This window comes from Ramlibacter sp. MAHUQ-53 (genome assembly GCF_052600055.1).
In genome coordinates this window covers 187,871-205,410 of record NZ_JBQWTS010000006.1, presented here as the reverse complement: position 1 = coordinate 205,410, position 17,540 = coordinate 187,871, and the positions used below count along the sequence as shown (strand labels likewise).

At 72.7% G+C, this 17,540-nt stretch carries 16 protein-coding genes; 4 read left to right on the top strand and 12 right to left on the bottom strand.

The window, feature by feature from the left end; genetic code table 11:
- Positions 1 to 7 precede the first annotated feature (7 nt).
- The gene (ilvB, locus tag ACT80S_RS11390) at positions 8 to 1,780 is read left to right on the top strand and encodes a biosynthetic-type acetolactate synthase large subunit (protein WP_377415779.1); all 1,773 of its coding nucleotides are present in this window, start codon (positions 8 to 10) and stop codon (positions 1,778 to 1,780) included.
- A 51-nt stretch (positions 1,781 to 1,831) separates the two neighbouring features.
- Here the strand turns inward: ilvB and ACT80S_RS11385 are convergent, their stop codons facing one another.
- Positions 1,832 to 3,283, bottom strand: a complete 1,452-nt coding sequence (locus tag ACT80S_RS11385; RefSeq protein WP_377415778.1) for an aminotransferase-like domain-containing protein — start codon at positions 3,281 to 3,283, stop codon at positions 1,832 to 1,834.
- Between the two features lie 192 nt (positions 3,284 to 3,475).
- Between ACT80S_RS11385 and ACT80S_RS11380 the strand changes: the two genes are divergently transcribed.
- Entirely contained in the window at positions 3,476 to 3,823 is a 348-nt protein-coding gene (locus ACT80S_RS11380) for a DUF2917 domain-containing protein (protein ID WP_377415776.1), read from the top strand.
- Here the strand turns inward: ACT80S_RS11380 and glcF are convergent.
- Genes glcF through ACT80S_RS11365 form a run of 3 tightly spaced genes read right to left on the bottom strand, consistent with a single transcriptional unit; the run spans position 3,760 to position 7,041 of the window.
- Positions 3,760 to 4,983, bottom strand: coding sequence for a glycolate oxidase subunit GlcF (glcF, locus tag ACT80S_RS11375; protein ID WP_377415774.1), 1,224 nt, complete (start codon positions 4,981 to 4,983; stop codon positions 3,760 to 3,762). The two genes, ACT80S_RS11380 and glcF, sit on opposite strands and share 64 nt — an antisense overlap.
- Before the next feature lie 10 nt (positions 4,984 to 4,993).
- Positions 4,994 to 6,079, bottom strand: a complete 1,086-nt coding sequence (gene glcE / locus ACT80S_RS11370) for a glycolate oxidase subunit GlcE (protein WP_377415773.1) — start codon at positions 6,077 to 6,079, stop codon at positions 4,994 to 4,996.
- 53 nt (positions 6,080 to 6,132) lie between these two features.
- Positions 6,133 to 7,041: an SMP-30/gluconolactonase/LRE family protein gene (locus tag ACT80S_RS11365; RefSeq protein ID WP_377415771.1), complete on the bottom strand. Its 909-nt coding sequence runs from the start codon at positions 7,039 to 7,041 to the stop codon at positions 6,133 to 6,135.
- A 72-nt stretch (positions 7,042 to 7,113) separates the two neighbouring features.
- Between ACT80S_RS11365 and ACT80S_RS11360 the strand changes: the two genes are divergently transcribed.
- Complete coding sequence (locus tag ACT80S_RS11360; RefSeq protein ID WP_377415769.1) at positions 7,114 to 7,812, top strand: hypothetical protein; 699 nt, start codon at positions 7,114 to 7,116, stop codon at positions 7,810 to 7,812.
- Positions 7,813 to 7,898: 86 nt separating this feature from the next.
- Here ACT80S_RS11360 and ACT80S_RS11355 read toward each other — a convergent pair whose 3' ends face one another.
- The 3 genes from ACT80S_RS11355 to ACT80S_RS11345 are packed head-to-tail and all read right to left on the bottom strand — an operon-like array spanning position 7,899 to position 10,545.
- Positions 7,899 to 9,413, bottom strand: coding sequence for an ammonium transporter (locus ACT80S_RS11355; protein WP_377415767.1), 1,515 nt, complete (start codon positions 9,411 to 9,413; stop codon positions 7,899 to 7,901).
- A gap of 25 nt (positions 9,414 to 9,438) precedes the next feature.
- A complete protein-coding gene (gene glnK / locus ACT80S_RS11350) occupies positions 9,439 to 9,777 on the bottom strand; it encodes a P-II family nitrogen regulator (RefSeq protein WP_377415766.1) in 339 nt (112 codons plus the stop codon).
- A gap of 21 nt (positions 9,778 to 9,798) precedes the next feature.
- Positions 9,799 to 10,545 (bottom strand): TorF family putative porin, encoded by a 747-nt coding sequence (locus tag ACT80S_RS11345; RefSeq protein WP_377415764.1) that lies wholly within the window; start codon positions 10,543 to 10,545, stop codon positions 9,799 to 9,801.
- Between the two features lie 217 nt (positions 10,546 to 10,762).
- Here ACT80S_RS11345 and ACT80S_RS11340 point away from each other — a divergent pair, with 217 nt between their 5' ends.
- Positions 10,763 to 12,292, top strand: a complete 1,530-nt coding sequence (locus ACT80S_RS11340; protein ID WP_377415762.1) for a YifB family Mg chelatase-like AAA ATPase — start codon at positions 10,763 to 10,765, stop codon at positions 12,290 to 12,292.
- Positions 12,293 to 12,371: 79 nt separating this feature from the next.
- Here ACT80S_RS11340 and ACT80S_RS11335 read toward each other — a convergent pair whose 3' ends face one another.
- The 5 genes from ACT80S_RS11335 to ACT80S_RS11315 are packed head-to-tail and all read right to left on the bottom strand — an operon-like array spanning position 12,372 to position 17,524.
- The gene (locus ACT80S_RS11335) at positions 12,372 to 13,733 is read right to left on the bottom strand and encodes an MmgE/PrpD family protein (RefSeq protein WP_377415761.1); all 1,362 of its coding nucleotides are present in this window, start codon (positions 13,731 to 13,733) and stop codon (positions 12,372 to 12,374) included.
- Positions 13,730 to 14,671: an NAD(P)-dependent oxidoreductase gene (locus ACT80S_RS11330; RefSeq protein ID WP_377415759.1), complete on the bottom strand. Its 942-nt coding sequence runs from the start codon at positions 14,669 to 14,671 to the stop codon at positions 13,730 to 13,732. The genes ACT80S_RS11335 and ACT80S_RS11330 overlap by 4 nt, the downstream gene beginning before the upstream one ends.
- Positions 14,672 to 14,693: 22 nt before the next feature.
- Positions 14,694 to 15,986, bottom strand: a complete 1,293-nt coding sequence (locus tag ACT80S_RS11325) for a TRAP transporter large permease (protein ID WP_377415757.1) — start codon at positions 15,984 to 15,986, stop codon at positions 14,694 to 14,696.
- A 6-nt stretch (positions 15,987 to 15,992) separates the two neighbouring features.
- The gene (locus ACT80S_RS11320) at positions 15,993 to 16,505 is read right to left on the bottom strand and encodes a TRAP transporter small permease (protein ID WP_377415870.1); all 513 of its coding nucleotides are present in this window, start codon (positions 16,503 to 16,505) and stop codon (positions 15,993 to 15,995) included.
- Positions 16,506 to 16,507: 2 nt separating this feature from the next.
- Positions 16,508 to 17,524 carry a TRAP transporter substrate-binding protein gene (locus ACT80S_RS11315; RefSeq protein WP_377415756.1) on the bottom strand — a complete coding sequence of 339 codons (1,017 nt, stop codon included), beginning with the start codon at positions 17,522 to 17,524 and terminating at the stop codon, positions 16,508 to 16,510.
- Positions 17,525 to 17,540 lie beyond the last annotated feature (16 nt).

Sequence of the window (17,540 nt, the reverse complement as noted above, 5' to 3'; positions counted from 1 at the left end):
GCGAACAATGCTCTCCATGGAACAGCAAGAACTCGACCGCCCGGCGGCCCCGCCCGCCACGCCCGCGGCCCGCTCCCGCAACGGCGCCGAAACCCTCCTCGACACCCTGGTGGCCTGCGGCGTGGACACGATCTTCGGCTACCCCGGCGGCGCCGCGCTGCCCCTGTATGACGCGCTGCACGGCCAGCCCGCGATCCGCCACATCCTCGTGCGCCATGAGCAGGCCGCGGTCCACGCCGCGCAGGGCTATGCCCGTAGCACCGGCCGCCTGGGGGTGGTGCTGGTGACCTCGGGGCCGGGCGTGGGCAACACCATGACCGGCCTGCTCGACGCGATCAGCGACTCGATCCCGGTGCTGTGCATCAGCGGCCAGGTGGCGACCTCGGTGATCGGCACGCAGGCCTTCCAGGAGAGCGACGCCCTGGGCATGTCGCGGCCGGTGACCAAGTGGAACTGCCAGCCCTGGCATGCCAACGACGTGGCGCAGGCGGTGCGCACCGCGGTCCACACCGCGCTGTCGGGCCGCCCCGGCCCGGTGCTGATCGACGTGCCGAAGGACGTGCAGCTGCAGCGCGTGGACGAGCCCTCGCCCGCCACCCCCGCCCCGCCGGCGGCGCGCCCCGCCCTGCCGGCCGAGGCCGACCTGCGCCGCGCCGCCGAACTGATCGCCGGCGCCAGGCGCCCGGTGCTGTACGGCGGCGGCGGCCTGGTGAACGCCGGGCCGGCGGCCTGCGAGGCCTTCACCGCCCTCGCCCGGGCCTGGGACCTGCCCACCACCCTCACCCTGATGGGCCTGGGCGCCTTCCCCGGCTCGGACCCGCGCTTCCTGGGCATGCTGGGCATGCACGGCACGCTGGAGGCCAACCTGGCCATGCACCATGCCGACCTGGTGGTCTGCGTGGGCGCGCGCTTCGACGACCGCATCACCGGCCGCCTGGCCGACTTCTGCCCCGGCGCGCGCAAGGTCCACATCGACATCCACCCCGGCAACATCAACAAGGTGGTGCCGGTGGACGTGGCCCTGGCCGGCGACTGCGGCGAGGTGCTCGCGGCCCTGGCGCCCCACCTGCCCGCGGGGCCGGCGCCGGACCGCGGCGACTGGTGGGCCCGCATCGGCCGCTGGCGCGCGCAGGACTGCCTGGCCTTGCGCGAGGCGCCGGGCCAGATCCTGCCGCAGCGCCTGATGTCCGAGCTGCAGCGTCAGCTGGCCGGGCGCGACGCCATCGTCTCCACCGACGTCGGCCAGCACCAGATGTGGGCCGCCCAGTACCTGCGCTTCGACCGGCCCCGGCGCTGGCTCACCTCGGGCGGCGCGGGCACCATGGGCTACGGCCTGCCGGCGGCGATCGGCGCGCAGGTGGCGCACCCGGGCGCGCTGGCGGTCTGCGTCAGCGGCGACGCCTCGATCCTGATGAACATCCAGGAGCTGTCCACCGCCATGCAGCACCGCGCGCCGGTGAAGGTGGTGCTCTCGAACAACGGCTACATGGGCATGGTGCGCCAGTGGCAGGAACTGATCCACGGCAACCGCCTGAGCCACAGCTGGAACGCCGCCCTGCCCGACTTCGTGGCGCTGGCGCGGGCCTTCGGCTGGGGCGCAGGCGTGGTGGAGCGGCCCGAGGACCTGGCCGGGGCGCTGGCGCAGTGCCTGGCCTGGGAAGGCCCCTACTTCCTGGATGTGCGCGTCGCCGCGCAGGAGAACTGCTACCCGATGATGCCCGCGGGCCGCGGCCACCACGAGATCCTGCTGGCGGACGGGCACTGGTACCGGGAGGACTGAGCGCCGGGACCGGGCGCGCCAGGCTTCAGCGCCGGGCCTCAGCGCCAGGCCTCAGCGCCGCGGCCCCATCGTCCGCGCCAGCTCGCCGATGCGCGCCAGCCCGCGGCGCTCGGCGTCCCCCCAGGTGCCGGCGAAGCTCAGTCGCAGGCAGTGGCCGAAGCGGTCCGTCGCGGTGAACAGCGAGCCCGGCCCGAAGATGATCCCCTCGGCGCGGCAGGCCTCGAACAGCCGCATGGTGTCGAAGCCCTCGGGCAGCTCGACCCACAGCGTGTAGCCGGTCCACGGCGCGCTGACCCGCGTGCCGCGCGGGAAGGACTCGCTGACGATGCGGCGCGCCTCCCCCAGGCGCTCCTTCATCTGCGCGCTCAGGCGGCGCAGGCGGGCCTCGTGGCTGCCCTGCGTGAGCAGGTCGGCCAGCGCATGCTCCAGCACCGGGTTGGTGGGCACGCCCTGCACCCGCTTGAGGCGGGCCACGGTGTCCTTCCAGCGCCCGCCCTCCACCCACCCCAGGCGCATGCCGGGCGCCACGGTCTTGGAGAAGGAGCCGCACAGCATCACCCAGCCGCCGGTGTCGAAGGCCTTGGCGGCCTTGCGGCGCTCGTCGGAGGCGAGCAGGTCGTTGAAGATCACGTCCTCGATCAGGGGCACCTCGCGCGCGGCCAGCATCTCCACCAGGGCGCGCTTGTCGGCATGGCGCATCACCGTGCCCAGGGGGTTGGACAGCGTGGGCACCGCCAGCACCGCCTTCACCGGCTGCGTGTCCAGCGCCAGCTGCAGCGCCTGCAGCGACAGGCCGTCGCGCGGGTGGGTGGGGATCTCCAGCGCGCGCAGGTTCAGCGACTCGAGCAGGTCCAGAAAGCCGAAGTGCGTGGGCGACTCCAGCGCCACGATGTCGCCCGGCTTCGTCACCGCCTGCAGGCACAGGCCCACCGCATGGATGCAGCCGGCGGTGATGACGATGTCCTCGGCGGCGAGCTGGCACCCCATGTGCAGGGCGCGCCGCGCCACCGCCTCGCGCAGCGCCGGGGTCCCGGGCGCGTCGCTGTATTCGACCAGGGTGTGGCGGTGCACGCGGGTGGCCCGCTGCACCGCGATGCGCACGCGGGATTCGTCGAAGAACACCGGGTCCTTGGGGCAGGCGCCGCCGAAGCTCACGCCCTGCACGCTGGCCTGGGCGTTGAGCAGGTCGGCGCGGCTGGCGCGGTCCACCGCCAGGCTGTGGCGCGGCGGCCGGCTCATGGCGGGCAGCGCGGGCCCGCGGCTGCGCGGCGTGACGAAGTAGCCCGACTTGGGCCGGGCGGTGACGAGGTGGCGCTCCTCCAGCCAGCGGAAGGCCTGCACCGCGGTGGCGATGGACACGCCGTTGTGCGCGGCGATGTCGCGCACCGAGGGCAGCTTCTGGCCGGCCTTGAAGACGCGCTCGTCGATCAGGCCGGCCATGCGCTGGCCGATCTGGGCGTACAGGGGCAGGTCGGCGGCAGTGACGGGGGCGGCGGCGTCCATGGCCGGTTCATTGTGTCGAATCGGCGGTCGCATTTGAAGGGAAGGACCGGTACAGATCGGCCCGGATCCGGACGAACAGTCCGGCCGGCTGGATGGGGTGGCCCGGCGCACAAGGCGCCGGCCTGTGCCTGTCGCCCGCGGCCCGCAGCGCCGACAGTGAAGGCTCCCCCATGCCCCGCCAAGGAGCCCGCCATGTCCGCCCACGACTTCCTGCAGACCCTGCCTCCCGGCCGCCCGCTGACGCTGCGCGCAGCGGCCGGCACCGTGCTGCGCGTGCTGCGCGGGCGGGTCTGGCTGACGCGCTCGGGGGATGCGGCCGACCACTTCCTGCAGGCCGGCGAGGCGCTGCGCCTGGACGGCGCGCGCACCGTGGTCGAGGCCGACCGGGGCGAGGCCGCGCGCTTCGTTCTGGAGGCGCCGCAGGCGGCGACCGCGGCAGCGCCGCCGCGTCAGGCGGCCGCGCGCCCTTCAGCCTCTCAGGCCAGCGCTTCGTCCAGCACCTCGACCCAGTGCCGCACCGGGGTCTCGGTGCCGCTCTGAAGGTGGGTGATGCAGCCGATGTTGGCCGAGACGATGGCCGCCGGCTGCAAGGCGCCGAGGTGGCCCAGCTTGCGGTCCCGCAGCTGCTCGGAGGTGCCGGGCTGCAGGACCGAGTAGGTGCCGGCCGAGCCGCAGCACAAGTGCGACTCGTTGGCCGCCACGCGCACGGTGAAGCCCAGCTCGCCGAGCCACTGCTCGACGCCGCCGCGCAGCTTCTGGCCATGCTGCAGGGTGCAGGGCGGGTGGTAGGCGAGCAGGCGCGCGTCGGCCTTCACCCGGCCCTTGAGCGCGGGCACCAGCGAGGGCAGCAGCTCGCTCAGGTCCCGGGTGAGCTCGCTGATGCGGCGGGCCTTGTCGGTATAGGCCGGGTCGTCCCGCAGCACATGGCCGTACTCCTTGACCGTGACGCCGCAGCCCGAGGCATTCATGACGATGGCCTCGACCTGGCCCGACTCGACGTAGGGCCACCAGGCGTCGATGTTGGCGCGCATCTGGGCCTTGCCGCCGTCCTGGTCGTTCAGGTGGAACCGGACCGCGCCGCAGCAGCCGGCGGTCGGCGCCACCACCACCTGCACGCCGGCGGCATCGAGCACGCGGGCGGTGGCGGTGTTGATGTTGGGGGCCATCGAGGGCTGCACGCAGCCGGCGAGCATCAGCACCTGGCGCGCGTGCTTGCGCGACGGCCAGTCACCGGCCGGTTGCGGCGCGGGCACCTTTTTCTTCAGGGCCGCGGGCAGCAGGCCGCGGACCTTCTGCCCCATCTTCATCGCCGGGCCGAACAGCGGGGAGGACAGGCCCTCCTTCAGCGCCCAGCGCAGCGCGCGCTGGCCCAGGGGGCGCGGCACGCGCTCGTCGACCAGCTTGCGGCCGATGTCCACCAGGTGGCCGTACTGCACGCCGCTGGGGCAGGTGCTCTCGCAGTTGCGGCAGGTCAGGCAGCGGTCCAGGTGCAGCTGGGTCTTCTCGGTGGGCGGCGCGCCCTCGAGGACCTGCTTGATCAGGTAGATGCGGCCGCGCGGCCCGTCCAGCTCGTCGCCGAACAGCTGGTAGGTGGGGCAGGTGGCGGTGCAGAAGCCGCAATGCACGCACTTGCGCAGGATGGCTTCCGCCTCCTGGCCTTCGGGCGTGCCCTGGAACTCGGGCGAGAGCTGGGTTTGCATGCGGTGCGTCTCAGAAATCGGGGTACAGGCGGCCGGGGTTGAGGATCCCGGCGGGATCGAACTCGCGCTTGAGTTCACGGTGGATGCGGTCCAGGGGCGCGGCCAGCGGCGCGAAGCGGCCAGTGGCCTGGGCGTCGGCCGGCAGGAACAGCGTGGCGCTGCCGCCCGCGGCCCGGGCCGCGGCGCGCAGGCGCGCGGCCTGGCCCGGCTCGGCGCGCACCCAGCGCTGGCCGCCGTGCCACTGCACCAGCGGGTCCTCGGGCAGGTCGAGCACGGGCGCGGTCTGCGGCACGGACAGGCGCCAGAGGTCGCGGGCGCCGCGCTCGGCGAACCAGGGCAGCTTCAGGTCGCGGGTGGCGGCCCAGTCCTCGGCCACCGCCTCGACGCGCTCGCCGCCCAGGCTGCGGCAGGCGGCCTGGACCGCGGCGACCGCGCCGCGCAGGCGCAGGTACAGGGTGGGCACGCCGTTGTCGACGACCCAATCGCTGGCGTTCAGCGGCAGCGGGCGGCCGCCCCAGGCGTTGAGGCGGTCCAGCGCCTCCTGCTGCTTCATCTCGAAGCGCAGCGTGGCCTCGGCGGGCGCGACGGGCAGCACCTTGAGGCTCACCTCGGCGACCAGGCCCAGCGTGCCCATGGAGCCGGCGAGCAGGCGAGAGACGTCATAGCCGGCCACGTTCTTCATCACCTGGCCGCCGAACACCAGCACCTCGCCCCGGCCATTGACCAGGGTGGCGCCGAGCACGTAGTCACGCACCGAGCCGACGCTGGCGCGCGCCGGGCCCGACAGGCCCGCGGCCACCATGCCGCCGACGGTGGCGCCGCCGCCGAAGTGGGGCGGCTCGAACGGCAGGCACTGGCCCTGCGCGGCGAGCGCGGCCTCCAGTTCGGCCAGCGGCGTGCCGGCGCGCACGGTGACCACCAGCTCGCTGGGCTCGTAGCTGACGATGCCGGTGAGCTCGCGGGTGGAGAGCACCTCGCCCGGCGCGCCGGGCTCGCCGTAGAAGTCCTTGCTGCCGCCGCCCCGGATGCGAAGCGGCTGGCGCGCGGCGGCGGCGGCGCGGATGCGGTCGGTGAGGGCGAGCAGGGCGGGTTCCATGGGGCGAGATGGTAAGCGGCGCGGCCCCGGCCGCACCCGAGGGGAAACAGGTGTCAGGCGTCGGCGAAGTCCACCGGCCGGCCGGGGACGTCGACCCGCAGCCACAGCACGCGGCCGGACAGCGGGAGCTCGGCCAGCTCGCCGGCGGGGCGGCCCTTGCGGGCGCTGGTGAGGTAGAGGGTGCGCAGGTCGTCCCCGCCGAAGCAGGGCATCGTGGGGCAGCGCGCGGGCACCGCGAGGTCCCGCAGCAGCCGGCCCTGCGGCGAGAACTGCAGCAGGCGCGCGCCTTCGAACATCGCGCACCAGTAGTTGCCCTCGGCGTCGACGGCCGCGCCGTCGGGGCGGCCGCCGTAGCCCGCGTCACCGGGCTGCCAGCCGGCGGGCTTGGCGGGAAAGCGCAGGAACTCGCGCTCGCCCGAGAGCGTGTTGGCGGCGGCGTCCCAGTCCCAGGCGCGCACGGTGTGGGCGGGGGTGTCGGCCCAGTACACGGTGCGGGCGTCGGGCGCGAAGGCCAGGCCGTTGGCGGTGGTGGCCCCGCCCGCCATGCGGCGCAGCGCGCCGCCTTCCAGGCAGTACAGGGCGGCCGCGGCCTGGTCCTTGGGCTCGTAGAGGTTGCCGGCCCAGAAGCGGCCCAGGGGATCGGCCTTGCCGTCGTTGAAGCGCATGGTGGCGGTGTCGTGCGGCGCGGGGGCCAGGCGCTCCAGGGCGCCGCCCCAGGCGCGGGCGCGCCAGATGCCGTCACGCAGGGCGATGACCAGGCCGCCGGAGCGCGCCGGCGCGATGCATCCCGGCTCCGAGGGCATCGCCCAGTCCTGCACCTCGCCGGTGGCGGGGTCGGCCCGGCGCACCCGGGCGCCCGGCGTGTCGACCCAGTACAGCCTGCGTTCGGCGGGGTGCCAGAACGGCGATTCGCCCAGCGCGTCGGGCGACGCGGGCAGGGAGTTCCAGGGATGCGTGTTCATGGGCAAAGGCGTGGATTGTGCACACCGGCGCGCGCAGGCCGGCGCTTAACATGGCCCCGGGATTGTTCCACGATGACCGACCGCCCCGCCCCCTCCCCTGTCCCCTCCGGCAACGACGACGCGCTGCGCGTGGAGGCCGCGCGCCACGCCCTGCTGCGGCGCCTGGCGCCGTCGCTGCGCCACGAGGCCGTGGCGCACCTGCAGCCGATCGCCATGGTGGGCGGCGTGCTGGAGCGGCGCATCGCCGCGCCCGCGCCCGAGCTGCCGGCGCTGCGCGAGGGCGTGACCCGGCTGGTGGACGCGTCGCGCGCGGCGGTGCAGTCCAGCCTCGACCTGATCGCCTGGCTCGCCCCCGAGCCCGGCACACGGGCGCTGCACGAGGCCGTCGCCGAGACAGTCGCCCTGCTGCGGGGCAGCCTGGGCTTTCGCGGCTTCACGCTGCACGACGAGACCGCGGGCGCGGACAGCCCGGTGGCCCGCGCCGGCCTGCGCTACCTGCTGCCGGCCTGCCTGCTGTGGCTCACCGACCGCGCGGGCGCGCCGGCCGACGTGCGCCTGCGCGCACAGGTGGAGCCGGGGCTCGCGCGGCTGGCGCTGGCGCTGGCCCCCGGCGAGGGCTCGGCCGGCATGGACACGCCCCCGGCCTACCGGCCGCTGCGCCGCGAGGAGCTCGAGGCGCTGGCGCGCTCAGAGGGCATCGGCCTGGAAAGCGACGGCGACCGCCTGGTGCTGACGCTGCCCACGGCCGCCGGCGCCGCCCCCGCCGCCTGAGGCCGGCGCGGCAGGCAACGCACGAAAAAAAGGCCCGCCGAAGCGGGCCTTGGAGGCTTGGAGAAACCGGGTCCTGGCAGGAGGGATCAGCGGTGGTAGGCGGTCTCGCCGTGGCTGCTGATGTCCAGGCCTTCGCGCTCTTCCTCTTCGGAGACGCGCAGGCCGACCAGGAGGTCCACCACCTTGTAGGCCACGAAGGAGACGACGGCCGACCAGATCACGGTGGTGATCACGCCCTGGAACTGGATCCAGACCTGGGAGGCGATCGAGTACTCCTCGCCGACCTTGTTGGCGACGTAGTCGTAGATGCCGGTGCCGCCCAGGGAGGGCGCGGCGAACACGCCGGTCAGCAGCGCACCCAGGATGCCGCCCACGCCGTGGACGCCGAACACGTCCAGGGAGTCGTCGGCGCCGAGCATGCGCTTGAGGCCGTTGACGCCCCACAGGCACACCAGGCCGGCGATCAGGCCCATCACGATGGCGCCCATCGGGCCGACGAAGCCGGCGGCCGGGGTGATCACCACCAGGCCGGCGACGGCGCCGGAGGCGGCACCCAGCATCGAGGCCTTGCCCTTGGACAGCGCCTCGCCGGCGATCCAGGACAGGGTGGCGGCGCCGGTGGCGACCAGGGTGTTCACGAAGGCCAGGGCGGCGACGCCGGTGGCTTCCAGGTTGGAGCCGGCGTTGAAGCCGAACCAGCCCACCCACAGCAGCGAGGCGCCGACCATGGTCAGGGTCAGGCTGTGCGGCGTGAGGGACTCACGGCCGTAGCCGATGCGCTTGCCGATGACGTAGGCACCCACCAGGCCGGCGATACCGGCGTTGATGTGCACCACGGTGCCGCCGGCGAAGTCCAGCGCGCCCTTGGCCCACAGCCAGCCGGCGGCGGCGACGACCTTGTCATACGAAGCGGCGTCGGTGATGGCGTCCGGGCCGTCCCAGTACCAGACCATGTGCGCGACCGGCAGGTAGGCGAACGTGAACCAGATCACCACGAACAGCAGCACCGCGGAGAACTTGATGCGCTCGGCGAAGGCGCCGACGATCAGCGCGCAGGTGATGGCCGCGAAGGTGGCCTGGAAGGCGACGAAGGACAGCTCCGGCACGACCACGCCCTTGCTGAAGGTGGCCGACACGGACTCCGGCGTCACGCCCTTGAGGAACAGCTTGTCGAAGCCGCCCAGGAACGCGTTGCCGCCGGTGAACGCCACGCTGTAGCCGTAGATGACCCACAGCACGTAGACCAGCGAGGCGACGACGAAGACCTGCATCAGCACGGACAGCATGTTCTTGCTGCGCACCAGGCCGCCGTAGAACAGGGCCAGGCCGGGCAGGGTCATGAGGATCACCAGCAGGGTGGACACGGTCAGGAAGGCCGTGTCGCCCTTGTTGGGGGTGGGCGCCGGGGCGGCCTCGGCCTTGGCAGGCTCGGCGGCGGCGGCCGGTGCGGTCGCGGCGGCAGCGGCGGGGGCGGCCGCGGGCGCTGCCGTCTCCGCCTTGGCGGCGGCTGCGGCCGGCGCGGCGGGGGCCTGCGCCAGTGCGGCGCCGCCACCGGTCAGGAAAGCCAGGCCCAGGGCCAGGCTGGCAAGAAGCTTCTTCATGGTTGCTTGCTTTCCGTGAGGGGGATTAGAGGGCTTCCTTGCCGGTCTCGCCGGTGCGGATGCGGACGACCTGCTCGAGGTCGTAGACGAAGATCTTGCCGTCGCCGATCTTGCCGGTGCGGGCGGCGCCCTCGACGGCTTCGATGACGCGCTCGACGAGGTCGTCGGCCACGGCGGCCTCGATCTTCACCTTGGGCAGGAAGTCGACCACGTACTCCGCGCCGCGATACAGCTCGGTGTGGCCCTTCTGGCGGCCGAAGCCCTTGACCTCGGTGACGGTGATGCCCTGCACGCCGATGCCGGAGAGGGCTTCACGCACCTCGTCCAGCTTGAACGGCTTGATGATGGCGGAAACGAGTTTCATGGGATGTCCTCGGTGGGGGGCTCAGAAGCTGTACTTGACGCCGGCCACGGCGCCGGCCTTGCCGACGTACTTGCCGCCCCAGGTGTACAGGGCTTCCTTGGCGGTGGTGTCCACCAGCATCAGCGAGGCGGACAGGCCGTTGCCCAGGTCCTTGCCCAGGGTCACCGAGTAGTCGGTGTAGTTGTAGGCCTCGTTGTTCTTGATCACCTGGCGGCCCACGTGCGGGGTCACCGTCCAGCCGCCGCCCAGGTCGAAGGTGGCGTTGATGTCGAGGTACTGGCTGTTCTTGCTGTCGAGGTAGCCGAACAGGTTGGAGACGCTGTGCGAGTACTTGGCGGTGAACGGGCCGACGGTGACGGCGGCGTACAGCTCGTTGGTGTTGGCGTTGGCGAAGCCGGGGACGTTGCCCAGCTTGTTGCCGACGTACTCGTAGCGCAGGAAGCCGACGTCGTAGCCGATGTCGCCCGCGGTGCCCTTGTAGCCGCCGTAGATGTCCAGCTCGATGCTGCCGTCGGTGGCGCCGGAGTCCTTGATCCACTTGATGTTGGTGGCCCAGGTGCCCAGGTACAGGCCGCTGCTGTGACCCAGGTCGGCGCCGGCCTGCACGGCGGGCTTCAGGCGGGTCTGGGAGATGCCACGGTAACGGTAGTCGGTGACCACGCCGGCATTGAACGACAGGGTGTAGTCGGGCTCGGGAGCCTTGGTCTGGGCGAACACGGCGCCCGACAGCGCGAGGGTGGACAGCAGGACGGTGGCTTTCAGCTTCATGGTCTTCTCCGTTGATCCGTTGATGGTTGAAAAGGTTGGCAGCACCTTTAAGCATGACCCGTGCCACCCGGGCAGCAGGTTGTACGGACGCGCCCCGGCGGTCCCGGCCGCACCTGGACGGCACCGGCGCGCACCGAAACATGAACCAAATCGGTGCAATTTCAATGGGAAACGTGCGCCCGGGACCGAGGCGCACTGATCTGGGGAGGAGGCCGCCATGAGCCTTTGTTTGGTGCATAGCCGCGCCCTGGTGGGCCTGCGGGCCGAGCCGGTGGCGGTGGAAGTCCACCTGGCCAACGGCCTGCCCGGTTTCACGCTGGTGGGCCTGGCGGAGATGGAGGTGCGCGAGGCCCGCGAGCGGGTACGGGCCGCCCTGGCGACCTGCGGTCTGGAGTTCCCCCACAACCGGCGCATCACCGTCAACCTGGCGCCGGCCGACCTGCCCAAGGACTCGGGCCGGTTCGACCTGCCGATCGCGCTGGGCCTGCTGGCGGCCAGCGGGCAGGTGGACCCGTCCGCCCTGGCGGGGCACGAGTTCGCCGGCGAGCTCTCGCTGTCGGGCGAACTGCGGCCGGTGCGCGGCGCCCTGGCCATGAGCCTGGCCCTGCAGGGCCAGGGCGAACGGGTGCAGCTGGTGCTGCCCCCGGGCAGCGCGGAGGAGGCGGCCCTGGTGCCCGGCGCCGCGGTGTGGCGGGCCCGGCACCTGATGGACGTGGTCCGGCGCTTCCGCCCGGGCGGGCCGGCGGACCCCGGCGAGGGCTGGGCCCGGCCCGGCCCGCCGCCGGCGCAGGCCGCGGCGCAGGCGCCGGACCTGGCCGACGTGAAGGGACAGCACGGGGCGCGCCGGGCCCTGGAGATCGCCGCGGCGGGCGGCCACAGCCTGCTGCTGGTGGGGCCGCCGGGTTCGGGCAAGTCGATGCTGGCGCAGCGCCTGGCCGGCCTGCTGCCGCCCATGACCGCGCAGGAGGCGCTGGAAAGCGCCGCAGTGGCCAGCCTGTGCGGCGGCTTCGACCCGGCGCACTGGTCGCAGCGGCGCACCTGCGCCCCGCACCACTCGGCCAGCCCGGCGGCCCTGGTGGGCGGCGGCTCGCCGCCCCGGCCGGGGGAGGTCTCGCTGGCGCACCACGGGGTCCTCTTCCTGGACGAGTTGCCCGAGTTCCCGCGCAGCACGCTGGAGGCCCTGCGCGAGCCGCTGGAGACGGGACAGATCCGCATCTCGCGCGCCGCGCGGCAGGCGCTGTTCCCGGCGCGCTTCCAGCTGGTGGGCGCGATGAACCCCTGCCCCTGCGGCTGGCTGGGCGCGGCGCAGCGCGCCTGCCGCTGCACCGGCGAGCAGGTGGCGCGCTACCAGTCCCGCCTGAGCGGGCCGCTGCTCGATCGCATCGACCTGCAGGTGGAGGTGCCGGCGCTGGCGCCGAAGGCGCTGGTGCAGGCGCCGCCCGGGGAGGCCTCATGCGCCGTGCGCGAACGCTGCACCGCCGCCCGCGAACGGGCGGTGGCCCGCCAGGGCTGCGCCAACCAGGCGCTGCAGGGGCGGGAGATCGACGCGCAGGCCCGCCTGCAGCCCGCGGCCGCCGCCTTCCTGCAGCAGGCCGCGACCCGGCTCGCCTGGAGCGCGCGCGCCACCCACCGGGCGCTGAAGGTGGCACGCACCATCGCCGACCTCGAGGCCTCGGCCGAGGTGCAGGTGGCGCACGTGGCCGAGGCGGCGCAGTACCGGCGGGCGCTGGCGGCGGCGCGGGACTGAGTCGCGCCCCCCGGCGCATTTCGCGGCGCGCCGGGCGCAGCCCCCCGAAGGGGCCCCGGCCCGGGCGCGCCGGCCCGCCTCAGGCGACGAGGTGCCGGAGCAGGTCGCGCACGTCGCGCAGCTCGTGCAGCCGCTCGATGGCGGTGAGCAGGGCGTCCACCTGCGACGCCGCCAGCGGGTGGGCGGCATAGGCCATGCAATCGCGGAAGCGCTTCTGGTGCTGGTCGTCGTCCAGCTCATTGCCCGGGTAGCCGGGCGCGATGTCCAGCGTGCGCACATGGGACTGGCCGTCGGCGGTGACGAGGGTGACGTCGACCGACGAGTGCCCGCGCGCATCGAGCGCCGGGTCGGCCACCGCGCTGACGCGGCGGGCCAGGGCCAGCACCGCGTCATCGGCCACCTGCTCGGGACGGAAGTGGGCCAGCTGCGAGTCGCCGCGCACGATGGCGTTGGCCACGCAGTACTGCACGCTGAACTGCGCGTTCACCCGCGGGTTGTCGCCCATCTCGAATTCATGGCCCACCAGGCGGTGGCAGTACGGGTTGAGCCGCACCTCGGCGCTGCGCACCTGGTCCGGCGTGAGCGACAGCTCGCGCACCAGCTGCAGCGTCAGCTCGGTCAGGCCCTGGGTGGCGCCGCAGCTGGGGTACTTCTTGAACATCATGCGGTTCAGGCGCCACTCCTGGCCCAGGCCCGCGACGACATCGGCCGGCTGGAGCTGCCCACGGCCGTACAGGTGGGCGTAGCCATAGACCCCGCCCAGGAAGTTGCGCGGCCCGGTGAGGCCGGCCCGGGCCATCTGCGCGCACTCGACGCCGATGGCGGCCACCCAGCCCTGGATCACGCGCACGGCCAGGGTGCCGTCGATGTTGCTCTGGAAGCTGCCGCCGCAGCGGTTGAAGGCCAGGCCCAGGGCGTTGAGCGTCTGCTTCTCGTCGAGGCCGAGGACGCGCGCCGCGGCGGCGGTGGCCGGGAAGACGATGGCCACGCCCGTCGGGTCGAAGCCGTCGTACATGGCCTCGGTGAGGTTGAAGCGGGCGCCGAGTTCGCAGCCCGCCACCAGGGCGGCCAGGAAGGTCTCGCCGCTGCAGCCGCCCGCCAGTTCGGCGGCGGCCAGCGCCGCCGGCACCAGCGAGGAGCCGATGTGGATGCCGGGCGCCATCGCGTCGCAGTAGTCCAGGGCGCGGCACATCGTGCCATTGAGCTGCGCCGCCACCACCGCCGGCAGGGCGTCGCCGAACACCAGGCTGCGGGCCTCGGCCTTGCCGCCGCGGTCGACGAGCAGCTGGCGCAGGGCGGCGATGCCGTCCTCGCCGGCGCCGGCGATGCCGGTGCCCAGGGCCGCCATCAGCACACGGCGGGTGGTGCGCAGGGCCTGCGGCTCGACGTCGCCGGCCTGCAGCCCGGTGACGAAGCGGGCGAGGGACTGCTCGGGCGTCATGCCGCTCCCCCGCGTGCGGCCTGCCGGGGCTCGGCTCCCGGCGTGAGCTCGGTGCCGGACTGGTTCTCGACCCAGCGCACCAGCTCGCTCACGCTGGCGCCGGGCCCGGCGGCCCGGTCGGCCATGCGCCAGAGTTGCTGGCCCAGCCCCCAGATCGGCACGGCGGACGCGGTCTCGCGGGCGAGTTCGACCGCGATGCCCACGTCCTTGAGCATCAGCTCCAGCTTGAACGGGTCGTCGAAGGCGCGGTTGAAGACGCGCTGGTTGAAGTGGGTCTGGGTGATCCACGAGCCGCCGGTGGATTCATTGAGCACATCGACCATCACCTTCGGGTCGAGGCCGTAGCGCTTGCCGGCCACCAGGCCCTCGGCGGTGTTGGCCAGCGTGATCGCGGTGATGCAGTTGTTGATGCACTTCATCGCATGGCCGCAGCCCAGGCCGCCGAGGTGGAAGACCGCGCGGCCCATCACGTCCAGCAGCGGGCGCACGCGGGCCACGTCGGCGTCGGCGCCGCCGACCATGAAGACCAGCTTGGCGTCCTGCGCGCCCCAGGCCGCGCCGGAGACCGGCGCGTCGACCATGGTGGCGCCGCGCCCGGCCAGCGCGCGGGCGGTCTGCTCGGTGAGCCAGGGCTCGCAGCTGGATGTGTCCAGCAGCAGCGCCCCCGGGCGCAGCCCGTGCAGCACGCCCTCCTCGCCCAGCACCACCTGCTGCACCACCTGGCCATTGGGCAGCATGGTGATGATCACGTCGCTGTGCTGCGCCACCTCGCGCGGCGTGCGCACGGCCTGCGCCGGCGCGCCCAGGCGGGCGGCCAGGTCGCGGGCCACGCCCTCCTGGGCATCCAGCAGCGTCAGCCGGTGGCCGGCGCGCGCCAGGTGCGTGGCCATCGGGGCGCCCATGACGCCCAGGCCGATGAAGCCGATGTCGATTCCCATCGTCGGTCCTTCCTTCGAAAACTCAGTCCATGAAGCGCAGGATGAACAGCGCGATGTCGGGGAAGGCGATCAGCAGGGCCAGGCACACCAGCTGGGCCCACATGAAGGGCCACACCCCCCGGAAGACGGTCTGCAGCGAGACGCGCGGCAGCAGCGAAGTCAGCACGAACAGGTTCATGCCCACCGGCGGGCTGATCAGGCCGACCATGACCACCACCACGATCAGCACGCCGAACCAGTGCGGGTCGAACCCGAGCTGCACGATCAGCGGGAAGAACACCGGTACCGTGAGCAGGATCATGGAGAGTTCCTCCATCGCCGTGCCCAGGATCACGTAGATCACGCAGATCGCGACCACCACCAGGATCGGATGCACGCCGAACTGCATCACGAACTCCTTGAGCGCATCGGGCATGCCGGAGAAATTGACGAAGTTGCCGAAGATCAGCGCGCCCATGAGGATGGTGAACAGCATCGCCGTGGTGCGCGCCGACTCGGACAGGATCTCGCCCAGCACCCGCACGGTGATGACGCGCCGCGACAGCGCGAACGCGAAGGCGCCGAAGGCGCCGAAGCCCGCACCCTCGGTGGCGGTGAACAGGCCGCCGTAGATGCCGCCCATGACCAGCCCGAACAGCAGCACCACGCCCCAGATCTCGCCGAGCGCCCGCAGCCGCAGGCCCCAGCCCTGGCGCTCGCTGCGGTTGGCCATCTCGGGATGGCGCCAGACCATCCACGCCACCGCCAGGCACAGGAGCACCGTCATCAGCAGCCCGGGCACGATGCCGGCCGCGAACAGCTTGCCGATGTTGGTCTGGGTCATGATCCCGTAGATCACCATCACCGTCGACGGCGGGATCAGGATGCCCAGCGTGCCGCCCGAGGAGATGGCGCCGGTGGACAGGCGATCGTCGTAGCCCAGGTCCTTCATCGCCGGGTAGGCCACCTTGGCCATGGTGGCCGCGGTGGCGATGGAGGAGCCGCAGATCGCCCCGAAGCCGGCGCAGGCGCCGATGGTGGCCATGGCCAGGCCGCCGCGGCGGTGGCCCAGGAAGGACCGGGCCAGGTCGAACAGCTCGCGGGCCATGCCGGCACGCGCGGTGAAGTTGCCCATGAGGATGAACAGCGGCACCACCGACAGGGTGTAGGAGAAGCCGGTGCTCTTGACCACCTCCAGGGTGCTGGCGACGGCCACGTTCCAGTTGCGAAGCAGGGCCAGGCCGGCGAAACCCACCACGCCCATCGCGATCGCGATGGGAATGCGCAGGGCCATGAGCAGGAAGATGGCCGCGAAGCCGAGAAGACAGACAGTCATGGGGTATCAGCTCCCGGACGGGAGCGCCTCGTCGGGTTCGACCGGGTCGCGGTCCACGGTGGCGGCGCGCACCAGGTGCATCACGGCGGCGACGCCGACCAGCACGGCGATCAGGTAGACGAACCAGCCGATCGGCCACTTCAGGTAGACCGTGACCTCGCCGTCCTCCATGGTGCGGCCGGCGAACTTCCAGACCGCCGCGGCGAGGGCGCCGAAGACCACGCCGCAGAACAGGTCCATGAAGACCCGGGACCAGACGGCGGCCGCGCCGCGGTACATCTTGTCCACCAGCTCGAAGCACACGTGCTCGGCGTGCCAGGCCACCAGCGGCAGCCCGGAGAACAGCAGGACCACCATCAGGATCTCGCTGACCTCCAGCGCGCCGGGCACGGAGACCCAGAACTTGCGACCCATGACGTCCAGGAACGTCAGCACCATCATGGCCAGCAGGGCCAGGCCCGCCACCCCGGTGAGGGCGCGGTCCAGTCCCCGGGCCAGGGCTTCCAGAGCCGCGCGCATCGTCACGGCTTGCGCGCCTCGGCGCGGAACTCCTGCAGGACCTTGTCCGGATTGGCCAGGCCCTTGCCGCGCGCGGTCTCGATCCACTTCTGGTCCAGCACGCCGACCTTGGCCTGGATGGACTTGACCATGTCCGGCGAGGCGGGCGTGACCTTGATGCCGCTGGCCTGGGCCAGTGCGGTGCCTTCCTGGTCCTTCTCGTCGAAGGAGCGGCCCAGCGCGCGGGCGAAGGGCTCGCCGGCCATCTTGTCCACGATGGCGCGGTCGGACGCCGGGATGCGCTGGTAGGCGTCCCTGTTCATCATGACCAGGAAGGCCGAGTTGTACAGGCCGCCGGGGAAGGTGGTGGCATGGCGAATGAGCTTGTCGATCTTGTAGGTCGAGATCGACTCGAACGGCAGGAAGACGCCATCCATCACGCCGGTGGACAGCAGCTCGTACGACTCGGTGGCGGGCTTGAGCGTGGTGTTGGCGTCGATCAGCTTGCCCACCTCGTTGACCACGCCGCCGCCGACGCGGAACTTCAGGCCCTTGAGGTCGTCCAGGGTCTGCACCGGCTTCTTCATGTTGAAGATCACGCCGGGGCCGTGGGTGAACAGCGCGAGTACCTTCACGTCCTTGTATTCGGCCATGAACTGCGGGTGGCGCTCGGCCACGCGCTGCAGGGCCACCGAGTTCGCCTCGGCGGTGATGCCCATGAGCGGCAGCTCCGCGAGTTCGGACAGGGCGAAGCGGCCCGGGGTGTAGCCCAGCACGGTGAAGCTCACGTCGGCCAGGCCGTCACGCACGGCGTTGTAGTGCGCCTGGGGCGTGGCCACCGCCTTGGGCAGGGTCTGGAACTTCACGCGGCCGGCGGTGGCCTTCTCCACGTCCTGGATCCACTTGTTCATCGCGTTGGCGACGGGATGGCCCACGGGCACCCAGTTCGACACGGTCAAGGTGGTCTGGGCCTGCGCGGGCGCGGCCAGGACGCAGGCGACGGACGCGGCGAGCGCGCAGAGGGTACGGCGATTCCACATGGTGCTTGTCTCCTTG

What these genes read in the sequence shown, in the direction of transcription:
- ACT80S_RS11340 (WP_377415762.1), top strand. Translation starts at nt 10,763, where the DNA reads ATGAGCCTTTGTTTGGTGCATAGCCGCGCCCTGGTGGGCCTGCGGGCC.
- ACT80S_RS11345 (WP_377415764.1), bottom strand. Translation starts at nt 10,545, where the DNA reads ATGAAGCTGAAAGCCACCGTCCTGCTGTCCACCCTCGCGCTGTCGGGC.
- ACT80S_RS11360 (WP_377415769.1), top strand. Translation starts at nt 7,114, where the DNA reads ATGACCGACCGCCCCGCCCCCTCCCCTGTCCCCTCCGGCAACGACGAC.
- ACT80S_RS11385 (WP_377415778.1), bottom strand. Translation starts at nt 3,283, where the DNA reads ATGGACGCCGCCGCCCCCGTCACTGCCGCCGACCTGCCCCTGTACGCC.
- ACT80S_RS11365 (WP_377415771.1), bottom strand. Translation starts at nt 7,041, where the DNA reads ATGAACACGCATCCCTGGAACTCCCTGCCCGCGTCGCCCGACGCGCTG.
- ACT80S_RS11325 (WP_377415757.1), bottom strand. Translation starts at nt 15,986, where the DNA reads ATGACTGTCTGTCTTCTCGGCTTCGCGGCCATCTTCCTGCTCATGGCC.
- glnK (WP_377415766.1), bottom strand. Translation starts at nt 9,777, where the DNA reads ATGAAACTCGTTTCCGCCATCATCAAGCCGTTCAAGCTGGACGAGGTG.
- ACT80S_RS11355 (WP_377415767.1), bottom strand. Translation starts at nt 9,413, where the DNA reads ATGAAGAAGCTTCTTGCCAGCCTGGCCCTGGGCCTGGCTTTCCTGACC.
- ilvB (WP_377415779.1), top strand. Translation starts at nt 8, where the DNA reads ATGCTCTCCATGGAACAGCAAGAACTCGACCGCCCGGCGGCCCCGCCC.
- ACT80S_RS11380 (WP_377415776.1), top strand. Translation starts at nt 3,476, where the DNA reads ATGTCCGCCCACGACTTCCTGCAGACCCTGCCTCCCGGCCGCCCGCTG.
- ACT80S_RS11335 (WP_377415761.1), bottom strand. Translation starts at nt 13,733, where the DNA reads ATGACGCCCGAGCAGTCCCTCGCCCGCTTCGTCACCGGGCTGCAGGCC.
- glcF (WP_377415774.1), bottom strand. Translation starts at nt 4,983, where the DNA reads ATGCAAACCCAGCTCTCGCCCGAGTTCCAGGGCACGCCCGAAGGCCAG.
- ACT80S_RS11330 (WP_377415759.1), bottom strand. Translation starts at nt 14,671, where the DNA reads ATGGGAATCGACATCGGCTTCATCGGCCTGGGCGTCATGGGCGCCCCG.
- glcE (WP_377415773.1), bottom strand. Translation starts at nt 6,079, where the DNA reads ATGGAACCCGCCCTGCTCGCCCTCACCGACCGCATCCGCGCCGCCGCC.
- ACT80S_RS11315 (WP_377415756.1), bottom strand. Translation starts at nt 17,524, where the DNA reads ATGTGGAATCGCCGTACCCTCTGCGCGCTCGCCGCGTCCGTCGCCTGC.
- ACT80S_RS11320 (WP_377415870.1), bottom strand. Translation starts at nt 16,505, where the DNA reads ATGCGCGCGGCTCTGGAAGCCCTGGCCCGGGGACTGGACCGCGCCCTC.